Source organism: Bradyrhizobium denitrificans (assembly GCF_013179005.1).
In the GTDB taxonomy this organism is placed as follows: Bacteria; Pseudomonadota; Alphaproteobacteria; order Rhizobiales; family Xanthobacteraceae; genus Bradyrhizobium; species Bradyrhizobium denitrificans.
On record NZ_JABFDP010000042.1, the window covers coordinates 34,029 to 55,376 of the forward strand.

The 21,348-nt window shown below is 64.6% G+C and carries 11 protein-coding genes; 7 read left to right on the forward strand and 4 right to left on the reverse strand.

Annotated features, from left to right (window positions below):
• Together HL671_RS34120 and malQ are read right to left on the reverse strand one after the other, a co-directional pair.
• Nucleotides 1-1,812 (reverse strand): glycoside hydrolase family 15 protein, encoded by a 1,812-nt coding sequence (locus HL671_RS34120; protein ID WP_172242714.1) that lies wholly within the window; start codon nt 1,810-1,812, stop codon nt 1-3.
• A gap of 42 nt (nt 1,813-1,854) precedes the next feature.
• Nucleotides 1,855-3,807, reverse strand: a complete 1,953-nt coding sequence (gene malQ / locus HL671_RS34125) for a 4-alpha-glucanotransferase (protein ID WP_012046185.1) — start codon at nt 3,805-3,807, stop codon at nt 1,855-1,857.
• 341 nt (nt 3,808-4,148) lie between these two features.
• Here malQ and treS point away from each other — a divergent pair, with 341 nt between their 5' ends.
• Genes treS through treY form a run of 5 tightly spaced genes read left to right on the forward strand, consistent with a single transcriptional unit; the run spans nt 4,149 to nt 16,242 of the window.
• On the forward strand, nt 4,149-7,454 hold the full coding sequence (treS, locus tag HL671_RS34130; protein ID WP_172242717.1) for a maltose alpha-D-glucosyltransferase: 3,306 nt from the start codon (nt 4,149-4,151) through the stop codon (nt 7,452-7,454).
• Nucleotides 7,451-9,589: a 1,4-alpha-glucan branching protein GlgB gene (gene glgB, locus HL671_RS34135; protein ID WP_172242720.1), complete on the forward strand. Its 2,139-nt coding sequence runs from the start codon at nt 7,451-7,453 to the stop codon at nt 9,587-9,589. The genes treS and glgB overlap by 4 nt, the downstream gene beginning before the upstream one ends.
• 4 nt (nt 9,590-9,593) lie before the next feature.
• Nucleotides 9,594-11,669, forward strand: a complete 2,076-nt coding sequence (gene glgX / locus HL671_RS34140; RefSeq protein ID WP_012046188.1) for a glycogen debranching protein GlgX — start codon at nt 9,594-9,596, stop codon at nt 11,667-11,669.
• Nucleotides 11,666-13,435, forward strand: coding sequence for a malto-oligosyltrehalose trehalohydrolase (gene treZ, locus HL671_RS34145; protein WP_172242723.1), 1,770 nt, complete (start codon nt 11,666-11,668; stop codon nt 13,433-13,435). Before glgX ends, treZ begins: the two co-directional genes overlap by 4 nt.
• Before the next feature lie 2 nt (nt 13,436-13,437).
• Complete coding sequence (gene treY / locus HL671_RS34150; RefSeq protein ID WP_172242726.1) at nt 13,438-16,242, forward strand: malto-oligosyltrehalose synthase; 2,805 nt, start codon at nt 13,438-13,440, stop codon at nt 16,240-16,242.
• On the opposite strand, the gene HL671_RS34155 is transcribed toward treY, so the two are convergent.
• Nucleotides 16,243-16,554, reverse strand: a complete 312-nt coding sequence (locus HL671_RS34155) for a polyhydroxyalkanoic acid system family protein (protein WP_012046191.1) — start codon at nt 16,552-16,554, stop codon at nt 16,243-16,245. It lies immediately after the preceding gene.
• Between the two features lie 171 nt (nt 16,555-16,725).
• On the opposite strand from HL671_RS34155, the gene HL671_RS34160 reads away from it, so the two are divergent.
• Entirely contained in the window at nt 16,726-16,890 is a 165-nt protein-coding gene (locus tag HL671_RS34160; protein ID WP_006614022.1) for a DUF3309 family protein, read from the forward strand.
• Nucleotides 16,891-16,961: 71 nt separating this feature from the next.
• Here HL671_RS34160 and ligD read toward each other — a convergent pair whose 3' ends face one another.
• Nucleotides 16,962-19,649, reverse strand: a complete 2,688-nt coding sequence (gene ligD / locus HL671_RS34165; RefSeq protein WP_172242729.1) for a DNA ligase D — start codon at nt 19,647-19,649, stop codon at nt 16,962-16,964.
• A 762-nt stretch (nt 19,650-20,411) separates the two neighbouring features.
• Here ligD and ku point away from each other — a divergent pair.
• Nucleotides 20,412-21,293 (forward strand): non-homologous end joining protein Ku, encoded by an 882-nt coding sequence (gene ku / locus HL671_RS34170; protein WP_172242732.1) that lies wholly within the window; start codon nt 20,412-20,414, stop codon nt 21,291-21,293.
• Nucleotides 21,294-21,348 lie beyond the last annotated feature (55 nt).

The following is a 21,348-nucleotide window of genomic DNA, read 5'->3' on the forward strand; positions in this document are numbered from 1 at the left end:
TCAGGCCTCCGACCGCTGCTTGGCCGGCTTGTGTTCGGCCTTCTTGGCGCCGCTCAGATTCTGCGCCGTGTTGATCAGCGCGATATGCGTCAGCGCCTGGGGGAAGTTGCCGGTCTGCCGGCGCGCCTGCGTGTCGTACTCCTCCGCGAGCAGGCCGACGTCATTGGCGATGTCGACCACCCGCTGGAACAGCGTCTCCGCCTTCGCGATGTCACCGGCGAGCACATGCGCATCGGCGAGCCATAGCGTGCAAGCGAGGAACGCGCCTTCGATCGGCTGCTGCTCATCCGACGGGGCCTCGCGCGGATCGTGCCGCATCACCAGCCCGTCGCGGATCAGGTGCCGCTCGATCGCTGCGATGGTGTTGCGGATGCGCGGATCGGAGCATGGCAGGAAGCCGACCGCGGGCAACAGCAGCAGGCTCGCATCGAGCAGTTGCGATCCGTAGGAATCGACGAAGCTGCCGACACCGGCGTCGTAGCCCTTGTCGCAGACATCGCGATGAATCGTGTCGCGCAGCCGTTGCCAGCGTTCGAGCGGCGCGTTCAGCTGGAACCGCTCGGCGCTCTTGATCGCGCGGTCGAACGCCACCCAGGTCATCACCTTCGAGAAAACGTAGTGCCGGCCATCGCCACGACGCTCCCAGATGCCGTGATCGGGTTGATCCCAGACGTCGGTGAGATGGTCGAGCACGGCGCATTCGAGCGCCCAGGTGCCATCCTGCAGCCGCAGCTTGGTCATGCGCGCCTGATGAAACGCATCGATGAGCTCGCCATAGACGTCGAGCTGAAGCTGCGCATGGGCGGCATTGCCGATCCGGACCGGCAGCGAGCCTTCATAGCCGGGCAGCCATTCGGCCTGCCATTCCGTCAGCCGCCGCTGCCCCATGATGCCATACATGATCTGCATATGGGCGGGAGCGCCGGCGGCCGCGCGCAGCAGCCAATTGTGCCAGGCCAGTGCTTCCTCGGTATAGCCCGAGTTCATCAGCGCCAGCAGCGTGAACGTGGCGTCGCGCAGCCAGCAGAAGCGATAGTCCCAATTGCGCCTGCCGCCGAGCTTCTCCGGCAAGGACGTCGTCGGCGCAGCAACGATGCCCCCCGTTGGGGCATAAGTCAGGGCCTTCAGCGTGATCAGCGAGCGCATCACGAGGTCACGATGGTCGCCGCGGTAGCTGCAACGGCTCGACCAGTCGGTCCAGAAGGCCTCGGTGTCGGCAAGGGCCTGTTCGGGGTCGATCGCCTTGGGCGGCGGCAGATGCGACGGGCCATAGGTCAGCACGAAGGGAATGGTGTCGCCGGCCGTGACCTCGAATTCGGCGACCGTCGTCATGCTCTCGCCGCGCGTCTCGACCGGCGTATGCAGCACGGCCATGTCAGGTCCGCACACCGCGAACAGCGCGGAGCGGTCCTCGGTCCGCCGGACCCAGGGGATCTCGACACCAAACCCGAAACGGATGATCAGGTCCATCCGCATCGCGACCCGTCCGGACACACCGCGAACCAGACGGACGACGTCGGAGGCGCTGCCGCGCGGCGGCATGAAGTCGATCAGTTCGACGATGCCAGCCGGGGTCTCGAAGCGGGTTTCGAGGATGAGGCTGTCGCCACGATAGCGGCGCGACACCGCGCGGACCTCGTCCCGCGGTTCGATCAGCCAACGGCCATGGCCGCGATCGCCGAGAAGAGCCGCGAAACACGCGTCCGAATCGAACGCCGGCCAGCACAGCCAATCGATCGAGCCATTGCGGCTGACAAGCGCAGCCGTCTCACAATCGCCGATCAGCGCATAATCTTCGATCCTGCAGGGCATTCCACATCCGCATGCACATGCCCCCGCCCGATATCCCGTTCTCTAAACGCGGGCCGCGCTGATCCGTTCGGCGGTCGCGGATTTCAAGGCATCAATGCCCGCCGTCGCGGCGATGTCCTCGATGGCGACCGGCATCTTGCGGCGCCAGTTCGGATGCTCGTCGATGGTACCGGGAATGTTGGGCTGGTCGACGACCTCGAGCAGGTCCTCGAGCGAGATCGCCAGCAGCCGCGAGCGCGTTCGCGACAGAAACCTGATCGCGGAATGGACGTCATTGGCTGCAATGCCATTGTCGCGCAGCACCTCGTCCCAATAGCCGAGGGCGCGCCAGCGATCCTCGTCGCTCTCGCCGGGATCGATGCCCAAGCCGCGCTTGGTCCGGAGATCACCGAACGAGCGCCAGCCGGCATAGGTCGAGAGGTCGTGCGTGTTCAGCGTCACCAGGGCATTCGGCGGGTAATAATCGACGTCGCGGAAGCGCCCATTGTCGTCGCGCTCGAAGATCATCACCTTGTAGGACCACAGACCCCAATCGGCCATCTGCTCGCGAAAACCTTCGGGAACGGTGCCGAGGTCCTCGCCGATGACGACGCATTGGTTGGCCACGCTTTCGATCGCTGTGGCGGCGAGCAGTGCCTCGAACGGCATCTGGACGTAGGCGCCCTGCTTGGCCGGAAATCCGTGCGGCACCAGATAGAGCCGCTTCAGGCCGAGCACATGGTCCAGCCGGATCGCCCCGGCATGCCGCATTGACGCCCGCACCATCTCCCGGAACGGCTCGAAGTTCTTCAATTCCAGGCCCGGGGCGTTGAAACCCGCCAGGCCCCAGTTCTGCCCGACCGTATTCAACGGATCGGGCGGCGCGCCGACCGACAAGGTCCGTGAAATCGCGCCCTGCTCGTTCCAGGCATCGAAGCCGTCGGACTGAACGCCGACCGCGACATCGAGATAGAGCCCGACCTTCATGCCCAGCCGGTGCGCGAGATCCTTGCAATGGCGCAGCTGCCGCTCGGCCAGCCATTGGACATAGGCGACGAAATCGGCCTCGCGGCGATCCGGACCATTGAGCAGCGCCGCGCAGCGTGCTGCGTCAGGTTGCCGCCATTCCTCCGGCCATTCCCACCAGGGCTGCTGGAACCGGTGCCGCAACACCTCGAAACAGGTGAACCGCGCCAGCAGATCGCCACGCTCGGCGCGATAGGCCTTGAACTCCGCCGCGTCAGCGCTGTCGGGTGCGGCCAGGAATCGGTCGAAGGCGGCGCGCAAGGCCGGCCATTTCAACGCCGCCACGCCCTTGTAGTCGACCAACTCGCTCTGTCGCAGCGCCTCCAGCGTCTTGCTGTCCGGGCCGTTCCGGAACCCGGGCGCCTGCTCGACATCGACATAAAGCGCGTTGAGGAACAGCCGGCTGTTCGGCGCATAAGGGCTGAAATCGCCCGACCGGTCGTCGAACAACGCATGCAGCGGATTGAGACCGACGCCGTCAGCGCCCAGTTTGGCGCAGAGCTCGATCAGATGCGCGAGATCGGTGAAATCGCCCATGCCCCAATTGCGCCGGGAGCGGATGCCGTAAAGCTGCACCGCCAGCAGCCAGACACGATCGAAATCGCCCGAGAATGCCTGGCCGGGCGCGACCAAAAGCGGCAAGTCCTCGCGACACGAGGACGCATCGGTCAGCTGGACGCGATAGCTGCCCACCGCAAGGTCGGCCGGCCATTCAAGCAGCCCATCCTGCGTCTCGCCGCTGGCGGCCTCGACATCGCCACGCTTGATCGTCCATCTGACCGGCAGCTGGGCCGCCTCGTTGAGGCGGCTGCGCGCGGGCTGCCCCGCCCGAATCACCACGGCGTCGTTCAGGAGTCGGTGCGGCGTCGGCCTCGGGAAGGCCTCGACGATGATTTTGAGCGCCGCTTCATCGGTGACGCGGCGCTGCCCCTGACCGTCGTAGAATTCTGTCAGGATTCCGAGACTATGAGCTTGGCTGAAGAGATCCATTCGGCACGCGATCTGGACGTAAGGAGACCGTACGTCGTGAAATTGTTGTGGGACGGCAAGAGGATAAGCCCCTAACGCAGCGCGTCTGCCGTCGTTCCTTCGGGAACCAAACGAGGCTTGCCGCTTTGTAAGGAGGTTGTTTCGGGGCCTAGCGAACCGGGACGACGATTTCTTGTCAATGGCATCACCGTGAACAAATTTGCGCCCCCGTCCGAAAGCGTCATCCCTCGCGACGCTTTGTCCCCTATTCTGCCCTCTTTTGAGGAGAGCCGCTTCGGTCAGGGTCATCGGCCCTCCGAATCGCAGCCGATTCGTCATCCTCTCTCCTAGGCGAGGGCTTCATGAACCTGATGTCATCCCTGGACGCTCCCAACCTCCAGACCGCGACCGATGGCGACGGCCTTTGGTACAAGGACGCGATCATCTACCAGCTGCATGTCAAGGCGTTCGCCGACAGCAACAATGACGGCATCGGCGATTTTGTCGGCCTGACCGAAAAGCTGGATTATCTCCAGGATCTCGGGGTCACCGCGTTGTGGCTGCTGCCGTTCTATCCCTCCCCTGGGCGCGACGACGGCTATGACATCGCCGATTACGGCAGCATCAATCCAGATTTCGGCACGATGAAGGACTTCAAGCGCTTCATCCAGGAGGCCCAGCGCCGGGGTTTGCGCGTCATCACCGAGCTCGTCGTCAATCACACATCCGACCAGCACCATTGGTTCAAGCGCGCCCGGCGCAGCCCGCCGGGATCCAGCGCCCGCAACTGGTATGTCTGGAGCGACACCGACCAGAAATATCTGGGCACACGGATCATCTTCACCGACACCGAGAAGTCGAACTGGACCTGGGACCCCGAAGCCGGCCAGTTCTACTGGCATCGCTTCTTCTCGCACCAGCCGGATCTGAATTTCGACAATCCGCGAGTGGTGAGCGCGATCATCCAGGTGATGAAGCGCTGGCTCGATGCCGGGGTCGATGGCTTCCGGCTCGACGCGATCCCCTATCTCTGCGAGCGTGACGGCACCAACAACGAGAACCTCCCCGAGACGCATGCGATCATCAAGCGTCTGCGCGTCGAGCTCGACAACTATGCCAAGGACAAGCTGCTGCTGGCGGAAGCCAATCAATGGCCGGAGGATGTGCAGGAATATTTCGGCCATGGCGACGAATGCCACATGGCCTACCACTTCCCGCTGATGCCGCGCATCTACATGGCCATCGCGCAGGAGGACCGCTTCCCGATCACCGACATCCTGCGCCAGACGCCGGATATTCCCGCGACCTGTCAATGGGCGCTGTTCCTGCGCAACCATGACGAACTGACCTTGGAAATGGTCACCGACGTCGAGCGCGATTATCTGTGGTCGACCTATGCCAACGATCCGCGCGCGCGCATCAATGTCGGCATCCGCCGGCGCCTCGCGCCGCTGATGGACAATGACCGGCGCAAGATCGAGCTGATGAACTCGCTGCTGATGTCGTTCCCGGGCACGCCGATCATCTATTACGGCGACGAGATCGGCATGGGCGACAACATCTATCTCGGCGACCGCAACGGCGTGCGCACGCCGATGCAGTGGACGCCGGACCGCAATGGCGGCTTCTCGCGCGCCGACCCGGCCCGGCTGTATGCGCCGATGATCATGGATCCGGTCTACGGCTACGAGGCCGTCAATGTCGAGGCGCAGTCGCGCAGCCTGTCGTCGCTGTTGAATGCGACCAAGAAGCTGATCTCGGTGCGCAAATCGACGCCCGCCTTTGGCCGTGGCACCATGAGCTTCATCCGCCCGGCCAACCGCTCCGTGCTGGCCTATGTCCGGCAATACAAGGACGAAGTCATTCTCTGCGTCGCCAATCTGTCGCGGTCGGCGCAGGCGACGGAGCTCGACCTCTCGGCCTTCAAGGACCGGGTGCCGATCGAAATGCTGGGCCGGTCGCGTTTCCCCGCGATCGGCGAGCTGCCTTATATGATCACGCTGGCGCCGTACGGATTCTACTGGTTTCAGCTGCGCGAGCGGGAGAAGTCCGAACCGGTGGTCCAGCGCGCCGTGCCGGAGTTCGAGACGCTGGTGGTTCCCGTCGGGTCGACCTGGGTCTCGCTGGCGCGCACGCGGAGCCTGTTCGAACGTGATGTGCTGCCCGGACATCTGGCGCGCACGCGTTGGTATCCGGAACGGTCGGCCGATGCGATCCACCCGACGCTGACATCCGCCATTCCGTTCTGTGACATCGGCGACAACCGCCCCTGGCTGATCTTCTTCAAGGCCGCTGAACGCAAGGACGAGCTGCGCTATCTGCTGCCGATGTGGATCGACTGGGTTCGCTTCGATCGCGAGCGCTACAATCCGCAGGCGTTTGCCGCCGTGCGCCAGGGCGCGCGTGAAGGCACCGTACTGGATGCCGCGACCAGCCCGATCTTTCTCGCTCTGCTGCTGCGCAATCTCCGGCAGTCGCTGACCGTGGAGGAAGACGGGCTGCGCCTCGAATTTCGTCCGACCTCGAAATTCCCCGACCGGCCGATCAGCGAGTCCGAGCAGGTTCGCATCATCGAGACCGATCGCTGCAGCAGCAAGGCGGTCGTCAACAACGACTACTTCATCAAGATCCACCGTGAACTCGAGGCAGGCGTTCACCCAGAGATCGACGTCGGCCATTTCCTGACCGAGACTGTCGGCTTCGCCAACGTGCCGCCATTGCTCGGCAGCGTCGAGTTCATCCAGGACGACGAGCGCCGCACGATCGGCAGCGTTCATGGCTTCATCGAGAACCAGGGCGACGGCTGGACCGTCACCTTGGCCTATCTCGATCGCTACATCGACGACCAGCGGGTGTTCACCGCCCAAGGCGACGAGCGGCAGAACGAGGAGCGCTCCCCCTATCTGCGCTATATGACTCAGGCGGGCCGACGGGTCGGCGAGTTGCATGCGGCCCTGGCATCCCGCAACGACATCGCCGATTTTGCCCCCGAGCCGACCACAGCCGACAGCCTCGATCATTGGATCGACCGGCTTCGCGCCCAGGCCAACCGGGTCCTTGCCCGACTGATCGAGCGGCGCGACCACTTCAAGGACCCGGAACGCGGCCTCATCGATCAGGTGCTCGCCAGGCGCGGCGAATTGTCCGAGCGGCTGAGCCATCTGATCCCGCACCACGTCGGCGGCTGCGATATCCGCCTGCATGGCGATTTTCATCTCGGCCAGATCCTGATCGTCAAGGATGACATCTTCATCATTGATTTCGATGGCGACGAGGAGCAGCCGCTGGCCGAGCGTCGCCGCAAGGCGCCGCCGGCGAAAGATATCGCAGGCTTCCTGCGCTCGATCGACTGCTCGGTCCGTGTTGCGCTCGATCACGCCCTGCAGGCCGCCCCCGACGATCACAGCAAGCTGACCACGGCCTTGGCGGACTGGCGCGACCAGGCCAGCGCCGCGTTCTTGGCAGGTTATCGCGAGATCAAGGCCGCCCAGGGCCTTTGGCCTGACGATCCGCACACCGCAGAGGCGCTCCTGAGCTTTTTCCTGCTGGAAAAAGCGCTCGGCGCACTGGAATATGACCTCGCTCACCGGCCGGACTGGCTACGCGTCGCGCTGGGCAACCTGCTTCGCGTCCTGTCCGTACCAGCACCTGCCAGCGAGTCCTCATGACCCATCTTTCTCCCGAGGCGTTTGCGATCATCGAAGGTCGGCATGCCGACCCGTTTCGCTATCTCGGTCAACACGACGTCGACGGCCGGACCGTGATCCGCGCGTTCCTGCCCGAGGCCTCGCGCGTCGAGGCCGTCGGAGACAATGGCGAGGTGGCACCGCTTGCACGGATCCATGACGCCGGCCTGTTCACCGGGACCATGTCGGGGCCGCAGCGCTATCGGCTGCGGGCGACGTTCGGCGATCACGTCACCGACCTCGAGGACCCCTATCGCTTCCTGCCGATCCTGACCGATTTCGACCTGCATCTGCTCGGCGAAGGCAACCACGAGCGGCTCTACGACAAGCTCGGCGCCCACCCGATGGTGCTCGACGGCGTCGACGGGGTGGGCTTCGTGGTGCTGGCGCCGAACGCGCGTCGTGTCAGCGTGGTCGGCGATTTCAACTTCTGGAATGCGCGGCGTCACCCGATGCGGGTGCGGGGCAACGGCTATTGGGAGCTGTTCATTCCCCGAGCCAAAGCCGGGGATCACTACAAGTTCGACATTATCGGCCCGCAGGGCGAGCACCTGCCGCTGAAATCGGACCCGATGGCGTTCGCGGCCGAGATGCGTCCCAAGACGGCATCCATCGTCGTCGACGAAACGCGCCTGCCGCGACCGCGGCCGGCCCCCTCGGACATCAACAAGCTGGACAGGCCGGTTTCGATCTACGAGGTGCATCTCGGGTCCTGGCGGCGCAAGGACAACAACCAATGGCTCACCTATCGCGAGCTGGCCGAGCAGTTGCCGGCCTATGCGCGAGACATGGGTTTTACGCATATCGAATTTCTGCCGGTCAGCGAGCACCCGTTCGACGGCTCCTGGGGCTATCAGCCGACCGGCCTGTTCGCCCCGACCAGCCGCTTCGGCAGCCCGGAGGATTTCTGTGCCCTGGTGGACGCCTGCCACCGCGAGGGACTGGCGGTCTGGCTGGACTGGGTGCCCGGACATTTCCCCGATGATCCGCACGGCCTCGGCCATTTCGACGGCACGGCGCTGTACGAGCACGCCAACCCGATGCAGGGCCGCCATCTCGATTGGGGCACCCTGATCTACAATTACGGCCGCACCGAAGTGGCCAATTTCCTGCGCTCGAACGCGCTGTTCTGGCTGGAGCGCTACGGCATCGACGGCTTGCGCGTCGACGCCGTCGCCTCGATGCTCTATCTCGACTACAGCCGTCCGTCCGGCGGCTGGATCCCGAACAAGTATGGCGGGCGGGAGAACCTGGAGGCGATCGAGTTTCTGCGGCGAACCAATATCGAGGTGTTCGGCCATTTCCCGCAGGCGACCACGGCCGCCGAGGAATCGACCGCCTGGCCGCAGGTGTCGCGCCCGGTCGACATCGGCGGGCTCGGTTTCGGCTACAAGTGGAACATGGGCTGGATGCACGACACCTTGCGCTATGTCGGCAAGGATCCGATCCACCGCAAATATCACCACGGCGAGATCCTGTTCGGCCTGCACTACGCCTTTTCAGAAAACTTCATCCTGCCGCTGTCGCATGACGAGGTCGTGCACGGCAAGCGCTCGATCCTCGGCCGCATGCCCGGCGACGATTGGCAACGCTTCGCCAATCTGCGCGCCTATTACAGCTTCATGTTCGGACATCCGGGCAAGAAGCTGTTGTTCATGGGCTGCGAGATCGCCCAGGAGCGCGAGTGGAATCACGATTCCTCGCTCGATTGGCACCTGCTCGGCGACCCAAAATATGCCGGCATCCAGGCGCTGATCCGCGACCTCAACCATCTCTATCGCAATCAGCCCGCTTTGCATGAGCGGGATTGCGAGCCGGAGGGTTTTGACTGGCTGATCACGGACGATGCCGACCGCAATGTCTTCGCCTGGGTGAGAAAGGGCTTCGATGAGCGGGCTCGCTGCGTCGTGGTCGTGAACTTTTCGCCCAACGTGTATTACAATTACCGGGTCCGCGTGCCGCTCGGCGGCACATGGCGGGAAGTCTTCAATTCCGACTCCTCGCATTATGGCGGCAGCAATGTCGGCAACGTCGGCCAGGTCCATGCCTCTGAAGATCAACAGCTCAACCTCATCCTCCCGCCCATGGCAGCGGTATTTCTCGTCCCGGAAGCCTGACGCGATGCGCCTGTCGGCCGGAAGTCACGCCCGTCTCGGTGCCACCTGGGACGGACGGGGGACGAATTTTGCGCTGTTCTCCGCCAATGCCGAGAAGGTCGAGCTGTGCCTGTTCGATAGCCAGGGCCGGCGCGAGATCGAGCGCATCGAGCTGCCGGAGCGCACCGAGGATGTGTGGCACGGCTATCTCAACGATGTCTCGCCCGGGCAGCTTTACGGCTACCGCGTCTACGGCCCCTACGAGCCGGAACGCGGCCACCGCTTCAATGCCAACAAGCTGCTGCTCGACCCCTATGCAAAGCGGCTCGCCGGCCGGCTGGTCTGGAGCGACGCACATTTCGCCTATCGCGCGGGCTCGCCGCGCGAGGATCTATCCTTCGACCGCCGCGACAATGCGCGCGGCATGCCCAAGGCCGTCGTCATCGACGAGACCTTCAATTGGGGCCGCCGCGAGATGCGGCCGCAAATCCCGTGGGAGGACACGATCATCTACGAGGCCCACGTCAAGGGCCTGACCAACCGACGCGACGACGTGCCACCGAATCTGCGCGGCACGTTCGGCGGCCTGTCGGCGCCGGCGATGATCAAGCACCTGAAGCGGCTCGGCGTCACGACCATCGAGCTGTTGCCGATCCACGCCTTCATCGACGACCGCATGCTGGTCGAGAAGAAGCTCGTCAACTACTGGGGCTACAATACGATCTCGTTCTTTGCGCCGGAGCAGCGCTACGCGCAGGACAATCCGCTCGATGCCTTCAGAACCACGGTCGCGCGTCTGCATGACGCGGGCATCGAGGTCATGCTCGACGTCGTCTACAACCACACCGCCGAGGGCAATCATCTCGGCCCGACGCTGTGCTATCGCGGCATCGACAACGCCTCGTATTATTGGCTGCAGCCCGACAATCCGCGCTTCTACGACGATTTCACCGGTTGCGGCTCCTCGGTGAACCTGACGCATCCGCGCGTGCTGCAGATGGTGATGGATTCGTTGCGCTACTGGGTCGAGGTCTGCCACGTCGACGGCTTCCGCTTCGATCTCGCGACCACCCTCGCGCGCGAGAAGCACGGCTTCGATCGCCGCAGCGGCTTCCTCACCGCGGTCCGGCAGGACCCGGTGCTCGCCGGCGTGAAGCTGGTGGCCGAGCCCTGGGATGTCGGCCTCGGCGGCTATCAGGTCGGCGCCTTCCCGTCGCAATGGTCGGAATGGAACGATCGCTATCGCAGCGCCATGCGCCGCTATTGGAGCGGCGAAGGCAGCCTGATCGGCGAGGTCTCGAGCCGGATGACCGGGTCGTCGGACATATTCAATCACGACGGCCGCACCCAGCGCGCCAGCGTCAACCACGTGACCGTCCATGACGGTTTCACGCTTGCGGATCTGTTCAGCTACAACAGCAAGCACAACGAGGCGAATGGCGAGGACAATCGCGACGGCTCCAACGACAACCACAGCAACAATTGCGGTCATGAGGGGCCGAGCAGCGATCCCGCCATCAATGCGCTGCGCCGGCAGTTGCGCAAGAACCAGCTTGCCTGTCTGTTTCTCGCGCAGGGTTTGCCGCTGCTGCTCGCAGGCGACGAGGTCGGCAATTCGCAGAGCGGCAACAACAACGCCTATTGCCAGGATAACGAGGTCGGCTGGGTCGATTGGAGCGGCATCGGTCGCGAGGGCGACGACCTCACCGACTTCATCGCCCACATGACCGAACTGCGCCGTCGCTTCGGCCAGATCCGTGCGCGCCGCTGGCTCGACGGTCGTCGCGCGGACGGCAGTTTCGGCGTGCTGTGGCTGACGCCCTCGGCGGAGGAAATGACGCAAACCGACTGGACCTTTCCCGACGGACGATTTCTCGCCTATGTCCTCGCGCCGGTGGAACAGGAGCAGGCTCCGATCTTTATCGTTCTGAACGCCGCCCCCGAAGAGATCGGATTCAAATTGCCCAAGCTCGCCGAATACAAGACGTGGCAACAGGTCCTCGACACCACCGAGATCCAGCAGAAACCGGCCGACTTCGCGGCTGGGGCTGATCTCAAGGCGCCGCCTCGCTCCGTCCTTGCCTATGCAGGCGTATCATGAGTGGGCGTCAATTCGGACCGCGGCTATCCGAGCATGGCACCAGTTTCCGACTGTGGGCGCCCGCGGCCAGGCGCGTCGATCTGGTGCTCGATGATGGCAGGCGCGAGATGCAACGCCGTGACGGCGGCTGGTACGCGCTTGACGCTCCGGGCATTGGGGCCGGCACCCGCTACAAGTTCCGCATCGACGACGAGCTCGACGTGCCCGATCCCGGTTCGGATTTTCAGCCCGAGGACGTCTCGGGTCCGAGCGAGGTGATCGACCACTGCGCCTACGTCTGGCGCGCCAAGGACTGGCGCGGCCGGCCGTGGCAGGATGCGGTGTTCCTCGAAAGCCACGTCGGCACCTTTACCGAAGAGGGCACCTATCGCGCGATGATCGACAAGCTCGATCATCTCGTCGAGACCGGCATCACCGCGCTGGAACTGATGCCGCTCGCGGACTTCGCCGGGCGCCGCAACTGGGGCTATGACGGTGTTCTCCTCTACGCGCCGGACAGCGTCTATGGCCGCCCCGACGATCTGCGCGCGCTGATCGACGAGGCGCATCTGCGCGGGCTGATGGTGTTCCTCGACGTCGTCTACAATCACTTCGGACCGGAAGGAAACTATATCGCCCGCTACGCGCCGACCTTCTTCACCGATACGCATACGCCGTGGGGGAGCGCCATCGACTATCGGCGGCCCGAAGTGCGCGCCTTCGCGATCGAGAATGCGCTGCATTGGCTGACCGATTATCGCTTCGACGGGCTGCGCTTCGACGCCGTCAACCATATCCTCTCCAATGAGGGTGAGATCCCGATGCTGCACGAGCTGAGCGCCGCGGTCGGCAGGCTCGTCGCGCGGACCGGGCGGCACATCCATCTCGTGCTGGAAAATGGCGACAACCGCGCCAGCATGCTCGACGCGGCGGAAGAGCCGCCGCGTGGAAAATTCCGTGCGCAGTGGAACGACGACTATCATCACGTCTGGCACGTCATGCTGACGGGCGAGACCGCAGGCTATTACGGCGACTACCAGGACAACCCGCGTGCCGGCCTCGCACGCGCACTCGCGTCCGGCTTTGTCTATCAGGGCGAGCAGGCGGCGTTCTGGGGCGGCATCCGGCGGGGTGAGCCGAGCGGTCATCTCGCCCCCGGCGCCTTCGTGAACTTCCTGCAGAACCATGACCAGATTGGCAACCGCGTGTTCGGCGACCGGCTCGAAGCGCTGGCGCCGCCGGAAGGCATTGCCGCGGCCCTTGCCGTCACGCTGCTCGCGCCGACCGTGCCGATGCTGTACATGGGCGAGGAGTGGGGCTCGAAGCAGCCGTTCCCGTTCTTCTGCGATTTCCAGGGCGATCTCGCCCATGCCGTGCGCAAGGGACGCCGCAAGGAATATGAATGGGCGTATGCCAAATATGGCGACGAGGTTCCCGACCCGCTGGACATCGAGACGTTCAGATCTGCGATCATCGACTGGGATGCGCGCAACGAACTGCCCGGCCGCGAGCGGCTGGCGCTGGTGCGCGATCTCCTCGCCGTGCGGCACAGCAAGGTGGCACCGCTTCTGCCTGGAGCGACCTTCGGCGCAGCCGATGTGACCGATGAGGGCCGCCTGACCGCACATTGGACGATGGGTGATGGCAGCCAGCTGCGGCTTCTCGCCAACGTCTCGGACAAGGAGATCGCGGGTCCATCCAACGACGTCAGCGGCACGCCGATCTGGGGCGGCACGCCGGGTTATCGCCTGCCGCCCTGGTCCGTGTACTGGAGCATCGGAGGATAATCATGCCTCCGTGGATTCCGCTCGCAACCTACCGCCTGCAGCTCACCGCCGATTTCAATTTCGAGGCGGCGGCCCGCGTGGTGCCCTATCTCAAGGCGCTCGGCATCAGCCATGTCTACGCCTCGCCCTTCATGAAGGCACGCAAGGGCTCGACGCACGGCTATGACATCACCGATCATGCCAAGCTCAATCCCGAGCTCGGCGGCGAGGAAGGCTTTGCGAAACTGAGCGCCGCCCTGAAGGCGAACGATCTCGGGCTGATCCTCGATTTCGTGCCGAACCATGTCGGGGTACATTTCGACGACAATCCGTGGTGGCTCGACGTGCTTGAATGGGGCCAAGCGTCGCCGCATGCCGCCTCCTTCGACATCGACTGGGACCAGCTGCCCTATCGCGCACGCGGCGGCGTGCTGCTGCCGATCATCGGCACCTCCTATGGCCACGCGCTCGAGCACGGCGACATCGCGCTGCGCTACGATCCCGGCGAAGGCTCGTTCTCCTGCTGGTATTTCGAGCATCGGCTGCCAATCGCACCCGAACGCTATGGCGAGATGCTGCGCATCATCATCAAGGAGGCCGGCGAGGAGAGCAGCGACGCCGGCAAGGCGATCCTGGAGCTGGTCTCGCGCTATCCGGGCCTGCGTCATCCCAATCGCAAGGAAGCGCCAGGCTTCAAGGCGGCGCTCAAGGCCATTCCGGGCGCGGCCGAGATCATCGCCCACGGGCTGTCCGCCTACAAGGCCGGCGAGGGCCGGCCGGCCCAGACGCAGGCCTTGCACCATCTGCTCGAGCGGCAGCATTACAAGCTCGGCCACTGGCGGCTGGCGTCGAGCGACATCAACTATCGCCGCTTCTTCGACGTCAACACGCTGGCAGGCCTGCGCGTCGAGGATGCAGCAACGTTCGAAGCCATTCATCGGCTGGTCAAGAGATTGATCGCCGACGGCCAGCTGCAGGGGCTGCGGCTCGACCACATCGACGGCCTGCGCGATCCCGCGCAATATTTCCAACGCCTGCGCCGTCTTATTCGTGATGCCCGCGGACCCGCGGCAGGACCGTTCTACGTCGTGATCGAGAAGATCCTCTGCGAACATGAGAAGCTGCCCAGCTTCGCCGGCGTGCATGGCACCACCGGCTATGAGTGGATGAATGTCATCACCCAGCTCTTGATCGATCAGAACGGTCTGGAGCCGCTGGACGAGATCTGGCGCCAGATCAGCAACAAGCCGCCAAAGCTCGCGCCGGTGATCAAGGAAGCCAAGCGGCGTGTCCTCGAGACCCTGCTGACCAGCGAGTTCATCGTGTTGACGCGGCTGCTCGCGCGCATCGCCAATGGCCATTACGCCACGCGCGATTATTCGGAAGACAGCCTGCGCCAGGCGCTCGAGCTCTACGTGCTGCACTTCCCGGTCTACCGCACCTACCTCACCGGCGCTGGACCGACGGAGGCCGACCGCAAGCTGATCAATCACGCCATTGCCGGCGCCCGCGCCGAATGGTTCGCGTCCGACGGCTCGATTTTCGACTTCCTGCGCGATGCGCTGACGATGGATCTCATCAAGCGCGACCGTACCACCACCCACAGCGTTCCCCGCCTCCGCCGCTTCGCCCTGAAGGTTCAGCAATTCACCGGGCCGATGATGGCCAAGTCGCTGGAGGACACCGGCTTCTATCGGTTCCACCGGCTGCTCGCGCTCAACGAGGTCGGCGGCGATCCGGCGGCTCATGCGTTGTCGATCGGGGATTTCCATGCGCTCATGCGGCAGCGCGCCAAGCATTGGCCGCACGGCATGACCGCCACCGCCTCCCACGACACCAAGCGCGGCGAGGATGCCCGCACGCGCCTTGCCGCGCTCACAGAGCTGCCCAACGACTGGACCTCCGCGGTGGCGCGCTGGAAGACGATGAACGCGCCGAACGTGGTGACAGACGGCCATATGCGCGCACCGTCGGCGGCGTTCGAATATATGCTCTATCAGACCCTCGTCGGCATCTGGCCGGCGACAGGTTCGGATGACAGCATGCCCGAACGTCTCCAGGCCTACGCGCTCAAAGCGGCGCGGGAGGGCAAGGAGGAAACCAGCTGGCTCAATCCGAACGAGGCCTATGAGAACGGCCTGCGCAGCTTCATCGCACGCATGCTCGATCGCGAGCGTTCGGCCGAGTTCCTGCAGGCCATGGAGACCCTGGCCAAGCGGGTCGCGCTGCTGGGCGCGCTGAACTCGCTGACGCAACTCACGCTCAAGGCCACTTTGCCCGGCGTGCCCGATTTCTACCAGGGCACCGAGTTCTGGGACCTCTCGATGGTCGATCCGGACAACCGCCGCCCGGTCGATTTCGCCGCGCGCGAGCGGGCGCTGCGCGACAGCGAGACGCCCGACTGGACCGATCTCATCGCGCACTGGCCGGACGGTCGCATCAAGCTGGCCTGGACGCGGCAGCTTCTCAAGCTCCGCAATCAGCTGCCCGGAGTCTTCACCGACGGTTCCTACGAACCGCTCGATGTGTCGGGCCGTGACGCCGATCACATCATCGCCTTTGCGCGCCGTCGTGGCCGCGAGGCGGTCATTGTCGTGGTCGCGCGTGCCTTGGCGCCGTTCACGGACAGCGGCCGGGTCTGGCCGCACGCCGACGCGTTCGACGCCATTGTGCATAGTCCAGGCTACACTGCCCCTCAAATGCAGGACGGCGCGCTCTCCGTCTCATCGCTGTTCACTCACCTCCCGGCAGCCCTGCTGGCAGCCCGCGTGGAGAACTCCGCCGATCACGGCGCCAGGCAAGCCCCTGTACTGGCGCCCCCCACCTGATCAGCTCTTCTTGGTCAGCAGCAGCTGGCCGCGGCTGCGGATCGCGGCCTGCGCCGCCTCGGCAAAGCGCTGCAGCAGCCAGGGCAATGTGACTTCGACGCGGACGTGATCCTCGGCAACATCGACATGGCCCGACGCTGCCTGCCCGAGCGCACGGACGCGGAACAGCATCTTGTCACCGTCCCAGCGTTCCTCATCTACGCTGAGCACGGGAATGCTGCTCGCCGCCCGGCGGAGTCCAGACTGCAGCCGGCGCACGGCCTCGTCCTTTCCGAGGCGGTGCGGAATGGAAACGACAAGCGGTCTTGACATCGCGATCTCCTGACTAACAGCCCTCAGCATGTAGTCATCGGCCGAGACGACCGCAAAGCCACACTTCCGATTTTACCTGATCCAAGTCGGGAACTTTCGAAGTTCCGACCAGTTTGCTCGGCGAAGGCAGAGTGAAGCACCGCCCCGCTGCCGGGCTCTGGAGGGAAGTACATGTCCATCGGAACGATCATCCTCATCATTCTCATCATCGCGCTGCTCGGCGGCTTCTCCGGCATCGGCGGCGGACCGTTCTACGGCACCGGCTATTATGGCGGCGGCGGTCTCGGCCTGATCATCGTCATCGTGCTGATCCTCGTCCTGCTCGGACGGATCTGATTCACCTATGATAATTCTTCGGCGGGCAGACGCGGCGCACACCCTGTCTGCCCGAACGAGCTAACAACCTTCTACAATTTGTCCGTCAGCTTCTTGATCGCCGGCTTGATCGATCGGGCCGCGTCGTCATACCCCTCCCATGCCTTGGTCTTGGCCAGCAGCGCCGGGACCGTGCGAACGGTGTAGCGCTTCGGATCGAGCCCGTTCTTCACCTGCGCCCAGGTCACCGGCATCGACACCGTCGCGCCTTCCCGCGCCCGGGGTGACAACACCGCCACAGCCGTCGACATCCGGTCGTTGCGCAGATAGTCGAGGAAGATCTTTCCCTTGCGCAGCTTCTTCGACATGTTCAGCAGATAGTCATCTGGACTGTCATTGGCCATCCACTGGCACACACCCTGCGCAAAGGCCTTCGCCTCCGGCCACGTCACCCTGTCGCGCGCGCCATGGCGCAGCGGCACCACGACGTGCAGGCCCTTGCCGCCGGTGGTCTTGCAGAAGCTTTCCAGGCCGAGGCTCTCCAGTCGCTGCCGCATCTCCTTGGCGGCTGCCATCACCGCCTCAAATGCCACATTCGGCGCCGGATCGAGATCGAACACCAGCCGGCCCGGCACGTCATAGGCGTCAGGCGCGCAGTTCCATGGATGCAGCTCGACCGCTGCGACCTGAGCCACGGCAATCAGTCCCTCGACACGATCGATCTGCAGATAGGGCTTGCGATCGCCGGACACTTTGACGAGTTCGAGCAGGTCGGACATGCCCTGCATGCCGTGCCGCTGGAAGAAGGTCTCGCCAGCGATGCCATCGGGCGCGCGGACGATCGAGCACGGCCGTCCCTTCAGATGCACGATCATCCAGTCGCCGACCGCGGCGAGATAGTTCGCCAGATCGAGCTTGGTGACCAGTTCGCCGTCGCCGGCGTCCGGCCACAGCGCCTTGTCGGGTTTCGAGATCGCAACGCCCATCACCGTGGCTGAGCTCTTCGACCGCGACGGCGTCTTGTGCACGGTGGCGCCGCCCGTCGCGACCGTCGCCGCAGCACGCGCCACCGGCTTCGTCACTTTCCTGGCGACGACCGGCTGCTCCGCGACGACCTCGCGTGCCGGCTTGTCCTGACGCAGGCCCTTGAACGAGGCCTGCCGGACATTGCCGTCGCCGGTAAAGCCTGCAAACTCGATCTCGGCGACCAGCTCGGGCTTCACCCAATGCACGTCGCGCGCCTTGCGGGGCGCGTTCTTGCCGCCGAACGGGCTCTTGTCGGCCGCGGCCGCCTGCAGCGCCGGCATGATCTCCTTCACCGTGTCCTGGCCGAAGCCGGTGCCGACGATGCCGACATAAGCGAGATGATCGTCCTGGGTGACGCCGACCATCAGCGAACGGAAGTTGCCATTGGTGGTCTTCCAGCCGCCAATGACGACCTCGTGGCCGGGCCGGGTCTTGGCCTTGGTCCAGCTCTCGGTTCGCCCGGAGTGATAGGCGGAGTCGAGCTTCTTCGAGACGATGCCTTCGAGCTTCAGCTTGCGCGCGGACTCCAGCACCGCCTCGCCGTCGCTCTCGAAATGCTCGACATAACGAATGCGCGGCGTCTTGCCCTTGATGCTTGCCTTCAAGAGCTTTGCGAGCCGCGCCTTGCGCTCGCGCAGCGGCTGACGGCGCAGGTCGAACTCGTCGACGAACATCAGGTCGAAGGCAAAGAAGATCAGCTCATCAGTCTGGCCCGCAGAGATCGCCGCCTGCAGCGCCGAGAAATTCGGATTGCCGTCCTGGTCGAGCGCGACGATCTCGCCATCGATGATCGCGTCGGGCAGCTTGCCGGCTTCCTCGGCAATGGCGCCGAACTTGGCGGTCCAGTCCAGGCCCTTGCGCGTCTTGAGGGTGGCCCTGCCGTCTTCGACCCTGATCTGCACGCGGTAGCCGTCGAACTTGATCTCATGCGCCCAGCCCTCGCCGCTCGGCGGCTGCGCCACGGAGGTGCAGAGCTCGGGCGGGACGAAGTCCGGCAGCGATGCCACGCTCCGCAGCGCGGCCTGTTTCGGCCGACCGGCGACCTTCGCCGGTTTGGATTTCGGCGCCAGCTTCCGCTCGGGCGAGGCCTTGCTGTCGCTACGGTTGGAGTGCCACACCGCGTCGGCATTCATGCGCTTCGTCTTGCCGAGCATGAAGGGCTTGGGCGCCCTGCCCTTGCCGGCCGCGATCTGCGCCATCGTGCGCCCCGACGCGACGGATCTATCGGCCTCCAGAATGTCGTTGGCCGCGCCCTCCCGGGCGAACTCGTCGCGATGCTTGATCAAGAGCCAGTTGGTACGCTTGCCGCCGGTGCGATCATTGCGCATCCGCACCAGCACCCAGCTGCCATGCAGCTTCTTGCCATCGAGGGTGAATTTCAGATCGCCCTTCTCGAAGCCGCGCTCGGGATCCTCGCTATCCCAATAGCCGCGATCCCACAGCATGACGGTGCCGCCGCCATATTCGCCTTCCGGAATCGTGCCTTCGAAATCGCCGTAGTCGAGCGGATGGTCCTCCACCTCGACCGCGAGCCGCTTGTCGTGCGGATCAAGCGATGGCCCCTTGGTCACGGCCCATGACTTGAAAACGCCGCCAAATTCCAGCCGTAGGTCGTAATGCAGCCGCGTCGCATCATGCTTCTGGATCACAAAGCGAGGCCGCGGGGCGGGCGCGACCTTGGCGTCGCCGGACGGCTCTGCCGTTTTCTCGAAATCGCGCTTCTTGCGGTAGGTGGAAAGCTTCTTGAGCGCCACGATGATCCCTCGCGTTGAGCGGTAGCGTAGCAAAGCCGGCGGGGTCGTGGAACCGGCCGATCCGCATGATAACACCGGACAAAGTTCCGCGTTCCCAGCGCTCGACGAGCCCAGGTCTTGCTGCCGTCCGCCCTCTGTAGAAGCGAGAGGGTGCAGGGAAGGCCGGGTGCTGACCGCGGCCCATGGCCCGCCTGCAGAAAAAAAGCAGGCGGCAGTCACCACAGGTACGGCCACCAACCGGCCTTCCCTGCGCGATGGTGTTAACGCTTACTCCGCGATCTCCCCGGTGTCCGGCTTGTTAGCCACCGTCGCCCGCCCGCCTCGTCAGCGGCCCGGACTTGACGCCAGCTTCGGGGCGCCAGGACCACGCGACTTCACGTCCGGGAGACAGCGCTCGTCCACGCTGATGCGCACGCTGCCGTCCCGTCCATCGCCTCCCGCACTCCACGTATCGTGACGACGCGTACGCCCTCTGCATGAGGCGGGATGCGCGAAACATCGATCTGATTTGCCCGACGACGCAAGCGTCGACAGCTGCGACATAACAACCCGACGGGCAAAGAGGGCCGCTCGGCACCTTCGGTGCCGCCATGCTGAGTGAGGCATCACCGCTCCCTCGGCACCGTCATGGCCGGGCACGAGGAGCAACGAATCAGCAGCGCTTCTGACGTGGCCCTCTCATTGTCGCAGCCATTCCTCGGAGGGAACCGGGATGGATGCTCGCCCGTTGCCGCCACGTCCTCATCGCTCACGGAGACCACGATGGCCCCCCGCGCCTATTGGAAAGGCTCGCTCAAACTTTCGCTCGTCAGCTGTCCCGTCGTGCTCTATCCGGCGTCGACCTCGGTGGAGAAGACGCGCTTTCACCTGATCAACCGCGAGACCGGCAACCGGCTGAAACAGCAGATGGTGGATGCCGAGACCGGCGACATCGTCGAGGGCGAGCAGAAGGGCCGCGGCTACGAGCTGGCCAAAGGCCAGTATGTCGAGATCGAGCCCGAGGAGCTGGAGGCGGTGCAGATCGAGAGCAACCACACCATCGACATCGACAGCTTCGTGCCGCGCGAGGAGATCGACCAGCGCTATCTCAACCACCCCTATTACATCGCCCCTGACGGCAAGGCCGCGCTCGATGCCTTCGCCGTGATCCGCGACGCCATGAAGGACCAGGACCGCGTCGCCCTGGCGCGCATCGTGCTGACGCATCGCGAGCACGTCATCGCTATCGAGCCGATGGGCAGGGGCCTGCTCGGCACCACCCTGCGTTTCCCCTATGAGCTGCGCGACGAAGCGGAGTTCTTCGACGACATCAAGTCGCCCCGGATCACCAAGGACATGGTCGAACTGGCCAGCCACATCCTGCAAACCAAGGCGGCGCATTTCGACCCGTCGGAGTTCAAGGACCAGTATGAGACCGCGCTGAAGACGCTGGTGAAGCGCAAGGCCGCGGGAAAGCCGATCAAGCTGCCGGAACCGGAGCAGCGCTCGGACAATGTCGTCAGCCTGATGGACGCGCTGAAGCAGAGTCTCAAGGGCAAGAGCGGCGCCAAGGGGACGCGCGCCCCAGCGCGGCGGCCGAGCCCGCAGCGCCGCGCCGCGAAGAAGGCGCATCGCTCGGCGGCGCGGCAGAGGAAGGCGGGGTGACGAGGCTGACGAAGGCCGTAGATGGGGTAACGGGCCGACCACCCGAGCGGCACGC

Excerpts from the sequence above, each read along its gene's own strand:
- HL671_RS34120 (WP_172242714.1), bottom strand. The coding sequence starts at position 1,812 with ATGCCCTGCAGGATCGAAGATTATGCGCTGATCGGCGATTGTGAGACG.
- treZ (WP_172242723.1), top strand. The coding sequence starts at position 11,666 with ATGAGTGGGCGTCAATTCGGACCGCGGCTATCCGAGCATGGCACCAGT.
- HL671_RS34155 (WP_012046191.1), bottom strand. The coding sequence starts at position 16,554 with ATGTCAAGACCGCTTGTCGTTTCCATTCCGCACCGCCTCGGAAAGGAC.
- ku (WP_172242732.1), top strand. The coding sequence starts at position 20,412 with ATGGCCCCCCGCGCCTATTGGAAAGGCTCGCTCAAACTTTCGCTCGTC.
- treY (WP_172242726.1), top strand. The coding sequence starts at position 13,438 with ATGCCTCCGTGGATTCCGCTCGCAACCTACCGCCTGCAGCTCACCGCC.
- glgX (WP_012046188.1), top strand. The coding sequence starts at position 9,594 with ATGCGCCTGTCGGCCGGAAGTCACGCCCGTCTCGGTGCCACCTGGGAC.
- HL671_RS34160 (WP_006614022.1), top strand. The coding sequence starts at position 16,726 with ATGTCCATCGGAACGATCATCCTCATCATTCTCATCATCGCGCTGCTC.
- glgB (WP_172242720.1), top strand. The coding sequence starts at position 7,451 with ATGACCCATCTTTCTCCCGAGGCGTTTGCGATCATCGAAGGTCGGCAT.
- treS (WP_172242717.1), top strand. The coding sequence starts at position 4,149 with ATGAACCTGATGTCATCCCTGGACGCTCCCAACCTCCAGACCGCGACC.
- malQ (WP_012046185.1), bottom strand. The coding sequence starts at position 3,807 with ATGGATCTCTTCAGCCAAGCTCATAGTCTCGGAATCCTGACAGAATTC.